The organism is Calothrix sp. NIES-2100, from assembly GCF_963875285.1.
Classification (GTDB): domain Bacteria; phylum Cyanobacteriota; class Cyanobacteriia; order Cyanobacteriales; family Nostocaceae; genus Aulosira.
Window position 1 is genome coordinate 284,513 of sequence record NZ_CAWNLA010000001.1, and the last position, 13,121, is coordinate 297,633.

The 13,121-nt window shown below is 42.3% G+C and carries 7 protein-coding genes and 1 pseudogene; 5 read left to right on the forward strand and 3 right to left on the reverse strand.

Features of this window, described 5'->3' with window-relative positions; all coding sequences use genetic code 11:
• Window positions 1–52: 52 nt before the first annotated feature.
• Window positions 53–331 carry a hypothetical protein gene (locus AACU32_RS01175; RefSeq protein WP_096597068.1) on the reverse strand — a complete coding sequence of 93 codons (279 nt, stop codon included), beginning with the start codon at window positions 329–331 and terminating at the stop codon, window positions 53–55.
• Window positions 332–1,680: 1,349 nt separating this feature from the next.
• Here AACU32_RS01175 and AACU32_RS01180 point away from each other — a divergent pair.
• Window positions 1,681–2,118, forward strand: coding sequence for a hypothetical protein (locus tag AACU32_RS01180; protein WP_096597070.1), 438 nt, complete (start codon window positions 1,681–1,683; stop codon window positions 2,116–2,118).
• Between the two features lie 519 nt (window positions 2,119–2,637).
• Here the strand turns inward: AACU32_RS01180 and AACU32_RS01185 are convergent.
• Complete coding sequence (locus tag AACU32_RS01185; RefSeq protein WP_096597072.1) at window positions 2,638–6,402, reverse strand: CHAT domain-containing protein; 3,765 nt, start codon at window positions 6,400–6,402, stop codon at window positions 2,638–2,640.
• A gap of 320 nt (window positions 6,403–6,722) precedes the next feature.
• Here AACU32_RS01185 and AACU32_RS01190 point away from each other — a divergent pair.
• Window positions 6,723–6,953, forward strand: a pseudogene (locus tag AACU32_RS01190) (hypothetical protein); the annotation flags it as partial.
• A 574-nt stretch (window positions 6,954–7,527) separates the two neighbouring features.
• Window positions 7,528–7,923, forward strand: a complete 396-nt coding sequence (locus AACU32_RS01195) for a hypothetical protein (protein WP_096597074.1) — start codon at window positions 7,528–7,530, stop codon at window positions 7,921–7,923.
• Between the two features lie 424 nt (window positions 7,924–8,347).
• Here AACU32_RS01195 and AACU32_RS01200 read toward each other — a convergent pair whose 3' ends face one another.
• Complete coding sequence (locus tag AACU32_RS01200; protein ID WP_096597076.1) at window positions 8,348–9,682, reverse strand: ParB/RepB/Spo0J family partition protein; 1,335 nt, start codon at window positions 9,680–9,682, stop codon at window positions 8,348–8,350.
• 931 nt (window positions 9,683–10,613) lie between these two features.
• Between AACU32_RS01200 and AACU32_RS01205 the strand changes: the two genes are divergently transcribed.
• On the forward strand, window positions 10,614–11,816 hold the full coding sequence (locus tag AACU32_RS01205) for an ABC exporter membrane fusion protein (RefSeq protein WP_096597078.1): 1,203 nt from the start codon (window positions 10,614–10,616) through the stop codon (window positions 11,814–11,816).
• Window positions 11,817–11,932: 116 nt separating this feature from the next.
• Window positions 11,933–13,111 (forward strand): ABC transporter permease DevC, encoded by a 1,179-nt coding sequence (devC, locus tag AACU32_RS01210; RefSeq protein ID WP_096597080.1) that lies wholly within the window; start codon window positions 11,933–11,935, stop codon window positions 13,109–13,111.
• The last annotated feature ends 10 nt before the right edge of the window (window positions 13,112–13,121 follow it).

The window sequence follows — 13,121 nt, forward strand, 5'->3', positions numbered from 1 at the left end:
TATTTCATACTTCATCCTTCACACTTTATTAAGCAGTGATTGGGAAAAAATCCTAGACAACGCCCGACTCTTGATATTGTGGCAGTAGGTCAATGACGTTGTTGAAATTAGTAAAATAGTCGTGAAGCGCTGTAGCAGCTTGACCTGTAAATTCGAGCCATTCGTAGTGATAGAGATTTTGGGCAACTGCATCCCACTGGAGCAAGGGAAACTTAGGAGTAGCTATTAGGACAGAAACGCTTTTTTCTCCCAAACTAGTTTGACTATCTAAGTTTATTGCAGCCACATAGCTGGTGTTAATGACAACGTTCTGTATCTTGATAAATGTCATAGCCAGTTTCAGCTTCCAGGATAATGTATTTTATGCAATTCGCCCGATAGAAGTTGACAAGTTCGTTACAGAAAAAACCTCACTTTTACTCCGAATTTATGCAGTAATTTAAACATTAATCGAGCCTTTGTAAGGTAGTAACAATGCTGCTGGCTTTAGTTTTTTCTTTTATACTCCCAAGAAAATCACTAATTTACCTGCCGCTTTGAAAGACTTGAATTAATACAAACACTAGCACAATTTGCATAATGCGAATCGTTAGTTTAAAGGAATTTAAGAAAAAAAATTGAGTGTTGCTGACAAAAAGATTTGATTAAGACCAAAGCACAGGTATCAGCTTTAGCTTCGATTAGCAACCTCATATTCCTTTGCCTACTGGCTAGATATCGATTAAATAATAATTACAATAATTACCGTAATAAATCAGTTAAATAGATTACGTTGTAATTAGTACAAAGATTGGATGAAGCAATAACCGTATTTTTCTCAACATAACATCATATTTACCCAAATTTTTTTGATGTTTTATCAAGATAATTCAACTTAAACAAATAATAAGTGCTTTATCAAGCAAATCTTAATTTTGATAAAGGTGCATGATAAACAGATGGGGAATGGGGACTGGGTAATGGGGAATGGGGAATGGGTAATGGGGAAGAGATTTTTTATTTGGTTTATTAATTGAGCGAGTGATGAGAAATTTCTCAATTATTTGATGTGAGAAATACAATTTTAGAATTGAGTTTATGGGTGAAAGCCAGAAGGTGGATACGGAGACGAAGGAAGGCTCTGATGCGGAGATTTGTTGATTGACACTCCCCGCAGCTATTGCCGCTACGGTGTATACACAAATCTTGGCGGAGTTTATCCATCCCGCCTCGGAATGAATTCCGAGTCTAATAGCACAAGTCCTCTCAAGAGGACTAGATGATAAATTCCTACAATCTTCAGTCCGTTTCAACGGACTTTCGCTATTAGCCTGGGAATTCATTCCTAGGCGGGAATAGGTTCAGCGTGAAATTTTTGACTTGTGTATACACCGTAGCTTAAAAAAGGGGGGGAAAAGAATCAAAGTCCCCCTTTTTAAGGGGGATTTAGGGGGATCAAAACGTTGTGGGGCTACTGAAGATAGGTAAGCGAATCGGCGTTTATTTTGCATAATCAGGGCGGGCAAGATGCCCACCCCACAAGAGTTAGATGAAATTTAATAGGCAAATTAGATGTGTTTTAGCTTAATGTAGAGCTTTGATTGGGTTGAATGATTCGGGGACGACTCATACAGCAGTTTTGGCGTGCATGGCATATACTATCTATGATTATTTTTAACAGAATTCTCTTGAAGATCAGTAATGAACAGCATCTTTACCCCCGAAGAAATTACTGCCCTCTCTGCGGAAATTGACCGCCAGTTAATAGAACTGCGCTATGTCGCAGATTCAGCGCTAAAACAAGGAGAGGATGAAATATCAGATGAAAAATTGCTGGTAAAACAAACCGCAGCAATTACAAATCTTACACAAGAAAATTCTCAGAGTTTTTTGCAGAAATTTGGACGAGCGGCTAAAAGTGATTTATGCCAAGAAGGGGGAATGCTGAATAAGCAGTGGCAGAAATGGGGTGATTTGGATAATAAGGATGCTGTGGAACGCTTGGGTGGGGTGTTGGTAGGGATGGGTTTTTCGGGGGATGTGTTATCTCCTTTAGTTGTTGCAGTAACGGTGATTATTATTCATATTGGATTGAAAGCTTTTTGTGAAGATTATTCTTCGGAAGTGGATAATAAATGAATTTTGTCTCACGCAGAGGCGCAAAGGCGCAGAGAGTAAGAGTACTCCAAGTCCAGTAGGGTGTGTTATGCCGCATTGGTGTCAACTTAACGCGAAAGGCTTTGTTGCTCAAGATATTTGATCCCCCTAAATCCCCCTTAAAAAGGGGGACTTTGATTCTTTTCCCCCCTTTTTTAAGGGGGGTTAGGGGGGATAGAAAGTTTATGGTGCTAAGAGAGATAAGCTCAAAGACTTACGCTGTATACATCTAAGCTTAAGTTGACACCAATGGGCAAGGCATTGCCTAGAATAATTGATGTGTCGCAAACATGATAGCGGTTATCGGTTGAGTCTACACACTCTTAAGGGCACGGCAGTGCCGATGCCCCTACAGGCGACGATATAATTTTGTCTTGTATCCAACACCAGAAGCGCTATATTTGAATTGGTATTAGATTCTTGACGGTGCGCCGCTTGGCGACAACACACCCTACATTTACTGCAAATTACGAATTACGAATTACGAATTACGAATTAATATCACTCTGCCAACAATGCCGCAAGGGATTGAGGGTCAGCAATACCCCGCAGGATAGCGGAGATAATCATAGAATGTTCCGAATATAACTGCTCGCACAGTATATTCTCATCTCGCTCGCCGGCTAAGATACGACGGATAGCAGCAACGAGATTTTGCCACACTTCTGCAAAATTTTCCATCTCAATTTCTAACTGTTCCCTGATTTCTGCATTATCCACAGCAGCTACTACCCTTGCAATAAACTGCCCATATTGCCGCAACTCATACTGTATCCCCGCAAACGCTGCTTTTGCTTGCCTTGCTTGGTGACGATATTCTTTAGCTTGGGTGCTGTAGCCCTGCTTGTCGGCAATATATGCCAAGAGGTCATAGATTTTCCAAATCTCAGCCGCAGCCGGGTCGAAGGTTTTGTCGATAGCTAATGCTTCTTCTGCCAATTGTCGGGCTTCGCTGAGGCGGTGGAGTTGGTTTTGTAGTATGAAAGCGAGGTTCCTTAATGTTTGAGATGCATTTGCTTGGTCTTCTAATTGTTGAAATTGCTTCAAAGCCTTACGAAACCAAGCTTCTGCCTCTCCCAGTTTGCCAACAAGTGCATTGAGGTTACCTAATTGACCCCAAGTACCTACTGCATCTGCCAGATTTCCTAGAAATTCGTTAATTTGTGCTGAGTTTCGGTAGGCATCTTCCGCAGCGTCCCACTGCTCACCTTTTGCGTACACCATACCCAGTTGATGCCAAACCGTGGCTTGTTGTGCTGGTTCGTTGAGTTGCTGGAAAGTAGTCAGTGCTTCACGGTAACGCTGTTCTGCTTCTGGGATGTTGCCTTGCAGCATGGCTAGAGTGCCGAGTTGAAAATTTGATACCGCAGCCCCACTAAGGTTTCCAAGTTCTTTATCAATAGCTAATCCTGCTTCATAAGCAATGCGTGCCTCACCATAATCTCCCATATTCCTCAGCGCATTTGCCAAGTCAGTCTGCAAAATTCCCATCAGTTGCTTTACATAATCAGACTGTTCCAACTGCTGCGCCACTGCCAACCCCTGGTGGTAAATTTCTGCTGCTTGTGCTGTTTGTCTTTGGTTTGCAAAGCACCGCCCCAGCATACCCAAAGTAACACAGCGTTTATGACTTGGTTGCTCGCCCAACTCTGCCAGTATCTCACTAAACACCTGCGCTGCTTGTTGATAGCGACCTGCATTGAATAATTGCCTACCTGAACTTGTACGGCTGAGAAACCATGTATCGGAACCTACTTCTCCAGTTAACTCAGCAATCCGTTGATTTAGTCTAGTGCGATCGCGGTTAAGTCCAAAGTAAACGAGAAACCAGTTTACCTGCTCAACAAACTCTACTGCCCATTCTGCACCTGCATTCAACGCGCCATTAACTGCATAAAGTAAATTCGGCAATTCCCGTTGGGTAATGGCACGGGCAAAATGAGGGTTTTTCCTATCTTCAAAATACAAATCGTCAGAAAGTTGATAATACCACTCTTGATAACGGGCAAGCAGTTCTGTCTGTGCTTCTGGGGATAAGCGCGGCCACAAGGCAGGGGCTAAGGTGGGGTGAAATTTGAGAAAAGGCCGACCAACACCAGGCAGATATTCGGGCTGAATTAAACCAGTGGCTTCTAATGCTGGGCGCAAAGTTTGCCACTGTGACTCAGAAATTTCTGTAATATCCAGCAAATTAAATTCAAACGCCCCGCCCTGAAACACGCCTAAGCGAGGCAACAACTGCATTGCTTCAGCATCCAAGCGTTCCAAAGATAAATTTAACGATGCCAATAGGGGATTATCTGGTGTTTGGGCAATCAAGGTTTCTAAGCGTTGTCCCAACTCTGCCGGACGGCGACTTTCCAACTGTTTTGCTAACAAACCAATCGACAGGGGATGAAAATCCACCAGTTTAAATAATTCCAATAATACGCCCCGTTTAGGTGGCTCAAATTTGGGTGCTAGCGTCAGTTTAATCAAACTCTGGAAATACGCTAGGGCATCTTCTTGCCCCAAACCTCGCAAAGATAAGGAGATATGTTTGCGACTGCCTTGTGTGGGATAATCAGGATGGTGAAAATCTGGTGTGCGAGTGGTGAGTAATACCCGACATTCCCCAACTTCAGACCACTGTTTTGCCACGGTTAACAGTTCCCGGAGAGTTTCTGCTGGCAAGGTTTCTAAGTTATCTAAAATCAGCAATGTGGCTTGCTTACGCAACGCCTGAGTTGCCGCCGCCCCATCAATTAAACTCTGCTCTAACACTGTCGCCAGGGTGCTAACTGCCCAGCCTACAGCATCCACACCACCAAAGGCAGCATAATCAACAAAACAAACTTTCTCAAACATCCCCGTGCGGTGTAACCAGCGTCCTGCTTCCTGGACAAGATAGGTTTTTCCCTGTCCACCGAAACCCGATACTGTGAGGCGGCGCGTTCCCTGCACAAAGCACCGTTCTATCTGCCATAATTCCCGGCTACGACCAAAGAATCCTGCTTCTTGTAAATCTGGCAAGTTTCCCCATTTTGGTGTCTCGCCGCTTTCTTGGTTGTTCAAGTCTGGCTGCAATAATGGGGTATCCCCAGCCGCTTGATACAACGCAGGTAAAAACCAATCTTGCAATTTTAACTGTACTCTTTCCTCGCCCCGTTGCCGTTCTCCCCGTTGTTGGTTGAGATACAAGTCTCGCCGCGCATTATCTAATGCTTCACCCGTACCTGCACCAGATACTAAACCCTGATAAAATTTAGCAAACAGTTGTTGGGTAGTTGTCACTAATACCGAATAAGTCATTGCCAAGACTGTGGGAATACCTGCGTGGGTTAACCTAGCGGCTACACTACCCATTGCATCCTCTCCATCTTCCCCACCCATCGCCGCCGACTGACAGGCAGACAAAACAATTAACCCCACTTTTTGCCGATTCAGCATATCACCCAAGGTTTCGGCAGTAATCAGGGCTTTTTTCCCTTCTTTATCCTCAAATAACAAATAACCTATATTAGCGCCGTTCTCGTTCCCGCCTTTAGTTAGTCCCACCGGGTCGCTATGTTTAGCCTGTTCTTGGAAACGCCCATCTAAATCAAATACTCCATGACCGTCAAAATGCACAATATCAACAGGGGGTTGGCGGGAGTCTTCTAGCCGCGCTACTAAATTATCTAAGGTGGCTGGACGCAAAAACTCTACCTCAACTCTTCCGGCTGCTGCTTGTTGAATGGCGTTCAACACTGCCATTGCTTCACCACGGGGGTCAATAAATCCCGCATCACTGGGACGACTGACGACAAACAATAACCGCAATCGGTCTTTGACTTGCACTCTAAACGGCCTGCGTCCACCCCCTGCACCAGCCAAGCGGCGACGAATAGAAATGCGGGGATTTTCGTGAAACAAATAAGTACCTTGTGGGTCGCATAACAATTCCCAAGGCAGCGATAAAATTGCTGGATGACTAGCGCTGATTGTTAATAAGCGTCCTGGTTGATTTTCATCTTGAAAATAATTAAACAGCCGTTGAGCAGCCCGATTTTGAAAAACCGCATTAAATAAATCTTCGCCCCATTGCCGGAATTTTTTTGCTATCCCTTCCGCCCGTTTATCGTCTACATCCGTGGTGTAACGTGCTGCATAAGTTTCTAAATACCAGCGAATCTCTTCTCTGTCTGCTGCACTCAACGGTGAGGCAAAATCCAGCCTCTCAGTGTCTTGCCCATCAAATGTTACAATGACTTGATTATTCTCTGGGAAGCGGAGATTTAATTCCATAGTCGGCTGTGTGGGCGTGGAAGGTTATTTGAGAGAATACAAACTTTTTAGCCTAAATTCCGTAAAAATGCTAGGCGATCGCGTTTCCTTATATTCTAGAGGGCATGGCAGTGCCATGCCCCTACAATCTGTCTGACGTTGTGTAATTAATTTTGTGTAACTATTTATTTGCGTAGGCGAAGCCCGCCGTAGGCATCGCAAACTCGCCAACCAACAACAGAAGCCACTATCGTTAAGTCAATAGTGGCTATTCTCAACTCAGTAGCGGCTATTCTCAACTCAGTAGCGGCTATTCTCAACTCAGTAGCGGCTATTCTCAACTCAATAGTGGCTTTCCTCAACTCAGTAGTGGCTTTCCTCAACTCAATAGCGGCTTTCCTCAACTCAGTAGCGGCTATTCTCAACTCAATAGCGGCTATTCTCAACTCAGTAGCGGCTTTGCTCAACTCAGTAGTGGCTATCCTCAACTCAACAGTGGCTTTCCTCAACTCAACAGCGGCTTTCCTCAACTCAATAGTGGCTTTCCTCAGAGGATGTTTGAAAAGTCATGATTGATGTATCAAATATTTTTTACCCCACCCTAACCCTCCCCTTGTAAAGGGGAGGGAACTGGATTTTTCTTGTTTCCCCCCTTTACAAGCTACGGTGTACACACAAGTACTATCTGCAATAGTTTCAGGAGTTATAGACCCCTTAAAATGTCATTACGAGCGCAGCGATAGCGGAGCGAAGTAATCACATAATCCCGTGGTTTTTGCGATTGCTTCGTCGTTCCTCCTCGCAATGACAGGCTTCCAGAGCGATCGCACAACCTAAAGCTAGATGACGAAACCAAGTACTAGGGGGAATTTTAAGACTTGTGTATACACCGTAGCCCTTTACAAGGGGGGATTAAGGGGGGTAATAACGTGATTAAAATCACAGCTAACAACTTTTCAAACACCCTCTAATGTTTCCTACCTCTTGTTTTTGCCTCTTGCCTTCTTAAGATGAGTAATTAGATACCGAAATATTACTGATATTAGCTGAAAAATTGTACGTTCAAAAATTGCTATTTATGCTGAACCAGATTTCGATTTAATTAAGGCAAGCTATGTTTAGAATTATTTTAAAAGGGCAAATTGCATGAGTCGCAAAAAACGTAAATCCAGCGTTTTAGAAAAAGTTGAGTCAAGAGCGGCCGGGATGAAATTGGTCGATCCAACTCTGAAACTGGATGATGATTATAGTCTGGAAAAACTGCTAGAGTCAATGGAGCAGTTACGTAATAAACTTGAGGTTCATAATAATGCTCTGTCTTTAGTTGATTCTTCTTTAACTGAAGTTGAAGAGATGGAGAAAAATTTGGCTAAACTTTCTCAAAAGATGCTAATGTTAATTGCTATTAAGTATGGCAAAGATAGCCCTCAATATGAAACAGCAGGTGGTGTTCGAGATAGCGATCGCGTCCGCAAAATGAGGTCGAGCCGCATGAAAAATGTTGCACAACAAGCATCAGATAATAATAGTAAAAGTTCTTGAACAAATAATTCGTAATTCGTAATTCGTAATTCGTAATTCGTAATTCGTAATTCGTAATTCGTAATTCGTAATTCGTAATTCGTAATTCGTAATTCGTAATTCGTAATTCGAGTAACAAGCCCCTAACTACAGTTATGGAAAATATGAAAATGTGTAGCATCATTATTCAAGCCCCCGATTTTAATCGTGGGGTAACAATTACGAATTACGAATTAAGTAGCTCAACCTAAATAAATATAATATGTTGTGTCATTGCGTAAAGCCTTCGGCATAGCTTCGCTTAGCGCGTAGCGTCTCGTAGAGAGGAACGAAGCAATCGCAAAGACTGGGATTGCTTCGTTCCTCGCAATGACATCTTACGTTTTTTTTGGTTGACCTACTTATCAATTACGAATTGGAGCGAAGCGACATACCGCGTCTTTGATTACCGCATTTTTTGACATTGCTTTCCTGTCCATTTCTCCCATCGCCCAATTCCCCGGCTGACTAACTCCGGCTGCTCGTCGCCAATAAAACAAATTCGCCCCATGCGTTCACAAGCAATCAAAACTTCACCATTTCCCATAAACGGCGCAATTACAAAATTATTGGGACTGGTATATAAATTAAGTAAGTAATTGACAATTCCCTCTATACCTTCAACATTAATTGCTGTCTGTGGCTGGGATAAAGAATGATGAGAAAAAATCCCTACATAGATGTTACCTAGGACTAATTCGTATTGAAAAGGCATTTGATTGTGCCTGTAGAATTCGTAAATTTGCCCTTGCGATCGCAATACCGCGACAACCCGCGCCTCCCCAACCAAATAATTATGATTCCAAATTGAGGAAACAGTGGCGATCGCCACTGTTGCATCTGAGGGTAGCAGGTTCATGAACTCTTGCTGCGCCGTATCACCACAATACACCAAATGCCGCCCCAGAATCCATTCCTCGCCCACTGTGACCTTTGTCGCTGGTGCAAATGGTAATTTTTCCCCTGTCGCCTCTGGCTGACGCTGGCTTTTCTTGTGCAATAACTTTGCTTCTTTTTCTGCCAAAGCACTGTTATATGCTATAATTTGCAATTCCTTTTGCTGATTCTTCGTCTGTGCCAATAGTTTGGCTTGGCGTTCAACTTCCCTGATATCTCCTTGCGCCTGGGCTAATTCTAGAGCCTGTTGTGCTGCTTCGGCTACAGCGAGTTCTTGACTACCAGCTCTAGCTATTTTTAATAAGGCTGTGGGACTTTGGGCGATCGCAGTTCCCTGAATCATTTGTTTAACATCAGGGTGAATTCCTTTAGCAATCTGCTTTCCATGCTGAAAAGTCCGCTCAGAATAGCCAGCTTCTTTCGCTAACTCCCAAGTTCTTTTTAGAGGTAGTGAAATCATTTCACCACCTTTAACAGTATGTTGATTATCTCCCACCTTCGCCCGCAGTCCCATGCGTGACAAAATGCGATCGCGCTCCAACCACAACTCCGAGCGCTCTAAGGGTTCTAGCTCATTGCGGATCAAATTCTCATCAATCTCAGCCAACCGCGCTTGTTCAGCATATTGGTAGGTAACAATATTACACTCAATCGCATCCAGCCCCAACAGCTTACAAGCCGTCAACCGATGCAATCCCGCAATCAAATTCAGCTTTTGATCCACCGTAATCGGGTTCAAAAGACCATTAGCCTTAATTGATTCCTTCAATTCATCAACCTTCTCACCCTTAATTGGACGGCGGTTACGACCAACGAGAATTTGATTTATGGGCACAATAGGCATAATTACTGTATTTCAGTGCAGCCAGTTAAAACACTAACCATAGCATTAAGATATCAACAGTCAACAGTCAACGGTCAACAGTCAACAGTCAACAGTCAACAGTCAACAGTCAGTTGTCATTTCCCCTTGTCCTCCTTCCCCCTTCCCCCTTCCCCAACTTCCTGAGAATGTCTTATGGTACACAACTGAGATCAACATAATGCGTTGATAATAGTAAAATCAGTTGATGAACCATAATATTTGAGAATCAAATGAGGAAAATTACTTAGTTTATATTAAACATTTCCTCACCATTTTATGAGAGATATTATGGTGATTCCCTAAAAACTGAAACAGCAAAAACTGGTTGACAAGCTAAAAGCTTTTTGCAATACTTTAACAAAGCTTTATCCTAGTTTTTTCAAATCATCTAGATCCGCGCTACATTATTTTGGAGACTTCGTTGTATTGCTAGCGCTAATTAATTCTTAGAATCCCTAATTCAATGACTGTAGAAGATAAAACTAAGGATGCTTAGTAGTAGTACAAATACCAGTTATCTAGAACTTTTGAGAGCATCCCAAATGTGTAAATTTATTTGATTTTGTAGTGCGGGCATCTTGCCCGCTGGGACAATAAAGTAGGGAGCAAGATGCTCCCACTACTGTCTTTTTTCCGAAATTGGGATGCTCCCGAACTTTTCGCTTTGATGAACACCTATCTCCTGCTTGGCGCACTTGGCGCACTTGGCAGTTAATTTCCAATGCCTCTGCATCAACAATTTAGGCTGACAACAAGTAATCTAATCTAGCTAAAAAAGTGTAAAAAATCACATACAAGTAATCATAATTATCCCATTTCTGCAAGTCAAAAAAGTTGGGATAAGCCTACTGTAATCAACTGAAATATCCGGTTAAATTATCCGCTGGTATAGCACAATTGGAATGAAAATATGGCAGTCAACAAAGAAAGCCCATTATTCAAAAAGTCCGTACAAAAGTGGCAAATAGTTTTAGGAGTTTCTGTCATCTTCGCTACTGGGCTAGCATCTTTTTTCGGTTTATCAAGATTGTTCTATCGCTCTAATTATTACACTCGCCCAACAACTCCCCCAAAGGTTGCGCCTGCGAAAGTTGCAATCACTGCTTTAGGACGTTTACAACCTCAAGGCGAAATTACTTATTTGTCTGCACCCAATTCCATTAACGGTGTTCGAGTTGAAAAACTGTTAGTTAAGGAAGGAGACAAGGTACAGGCTGGACAAATATTGGCTTACCTGGAAGACTACAATCGGGCTACAGCTGCTTTGCAACAAGCTTTAGACAAACTGCAAGTTGCCAAAGCCCAATTAGCTCAAGTAAAATCTGGTGCGAAAACTGGAGATATTGACGCTCAAACAGCGACAATCGCGAGTTTAGAATCCCAATTAAAAGGAGATGTTGCCACCCAAGAAGCAACAATTGCCCGTCTCCAGGCTCAGGTAGAAAATGCTAAAACTGAAAACGATCGCTATCAGCAATTATATAAACAAGGTGCGATCGCGGCTTCCGTAGGAGATACCAAGGCGCTACAACTCAAAACCGCACAACAGCAGCTACTAGAAGCCGAAGCCACCAAAAAGCGTACTCAAGACACACTGCAAAGCCAAATTAAACAAGCACAATCACAACTCAGTAGTGTGAAAGAAGTACGTCCTGTAGATGTGGAAGTAGCACAAACCCAAGTCAGAAGTGCTACAACGGCTGTTAAACAAGCAAAAGCCGACTTAGATTTAACCTACATCAAATCTCCCATTGACGGCACAATTTTAAAAATTCACGCCAGAACCGGCGAAGTAATTGCTACTTCCGGCTTTGCTGAGATAGGTAACATCTCGCAAATGTATGTGGTTGCAGAAGTATACCAAACCGATATTCAAAAAGTGCGTAAAGGTCAAAAAGTGACCATTACTAGCCCAGCGCTTGTCGGCAAATTGCAAGGAACCGTAGAAGAAGTTGGTTGGCAAGTTGACAAGCAAAGCATCTTCAGCCTCAACCCTGGAGCAGACACCGATCGTAAAATTATAGAAGTAAAAATCTGCATTGACAATCCCGCAGATAGCGCCCGCGTCTCACGCCTGACTAACTTACAAGTGGATGTGGCAATTCATATTTAGTCAATGGTCATTAGTCATTAGTCAATGGTCAATTGTCATTAGTTGTTGGACAAATGACGAATGACAACTGACAACTGACAACTGACAACTAACAACTAACAACTAACAACTAACAAATGAATTTTAAAATTCCTTTAGCATGGCTACAGCTAGTCCAGCAAAAAGTTCGTTTTCTGGTAGCTGTAGCGGGGATTGCTTTTATTGTACTGCTGATGTTTATTCAGCTAGGCTTTCAAGACGCACTTTATTCTAGTGCTACCGCAGTACATCAAAGTCTGCGTGGAGATTTGTTTGTAGTTAGTTCTCAATACAAATCTTTGACTTCAAATCAAAGCTTTTCTCGGACTCGTTTATATCAAGCCTTGGGGTTTGATGGTGTCGAGTCGGTTAGCCCTATCTATGTGCAGTTTGCTAAATTAAAGAACCCTGTAACTAGTGAAAAATATTCCATCTATGTTATTGGTTTCGATCCTGGCAGATCAGTTTTAAATATTCCGGAAGTTGAACAAAATTTAGATAAACTCAAAATTCCGGATATGATGCTTTTCGATAGAGATTCACGTTCAGAATTTGGGCCGATTGCAGAAAGATTCAATCAGGGTGAAACTGAACAGACAGTTGAAATATTTCCCTTTAATTCATTAATTGGTTATCGCGTTAGAGTTGCGGGCTTATTCAGTTTGGGGCCTTCTTTTGGTGTAGATGGTAATTTAATTGTCAGCGACTCAACTTTTCTGCGCATCAATCCTAATACCCGCCCCGCAGAAATGATCGACATGGGTGTCATTACTTTAAAACCGGGTACAGATCCGGAGAAGGTTTTGAAAAGTTTAGAAGCTTCCTTACCTAATGATGTCCAAATTTTTACATATCAGGGGTTTATTGATTTTGAAAAACAATATTGGGCTGTCAGAACACCAATTGGGTTTATTCTTAACTTGATGCTAACAATGGCTTCGGTTGTCGGTGTAGTAATTGTTTATCAAATTCTTTACAGCAACATTGCAACTCAATTCGTGGCTTATGCGACATTAAAAGCTATGGGTTATGCCAATAATTATTTATTAAATGTGGTCTTTCAACAAGCTTTAATATTGGCAATTGTCAGTTTTATTCCCGGATTTTTCTTATCCGTGCTTCTCTATGATTTTGCCATGAAAGCCACAAAGTTGCCGATTATGATGAATCTTAATAATGTATTACTGGTCTTAATTTCGGCAATTTTAATGTGTATGACTTCAGGGTCGCTAGCTATTAATAAACTGCGTTCCGCAGACCCGGCTGATATTTTCTAAATCAAGGTTA

What these genes read in the sequence shown, in the direction of transcription:
- AACU32_RS01175 (WP_096597068.1), bottom strand. Translation starts at nt 331, where the DNA reads ATGACATTTATCAAGATACAGAACGTTGTCATTAACACCAGCTATGTG.
- AACU32_RS01180 (WP_096597070.1), top strand. Translation starts at nt 1,681, where the DNA reads ATGAACAGCATCTTTACCCCCGAAGAAATTACTGCCCTCTCTGCGGAA.
- AACU32_RS01185 (WP_096597072.1), bottom strand. Translation starts at nt 6,402, where the DNA reads ATGGAATTAAATCTCCGCTTCCCAGAGAATAATCAAGTCATTGTAACA.
- AACU32_RS01195 (WP_096597074.1), top strand. Translation starts at nt 7,528, where the DNA reads ATGAGTCGCAAAAAACGTAAATCCAGCGTTTTAGAAAAAGTTGAGTCA.
- AACU32_RS01200 (WP_096597076.1), bottom strand. Translation starts at nt 9,682, where the DNA reads ATGCCTATTGTGCCCATAAATCAAATTCTCGTTGGTCGTAACCGCCGT.
- AACU32_RS01205 (WP_096597078.1), top strand. Translation starts at nt 10,614, where the DNA reads ATGGCAGTCAACAAAGAAAGCCCATTATTCAAAAAGTCCGTACAAAAG.
- devC (WP_096597080.1), top strand. Translation starts at nt 11,933, where the DNA reads ATGAATTTTAAAATTCCTTTAGCATGGCTACAGCTAGTCCAGCAAAAA.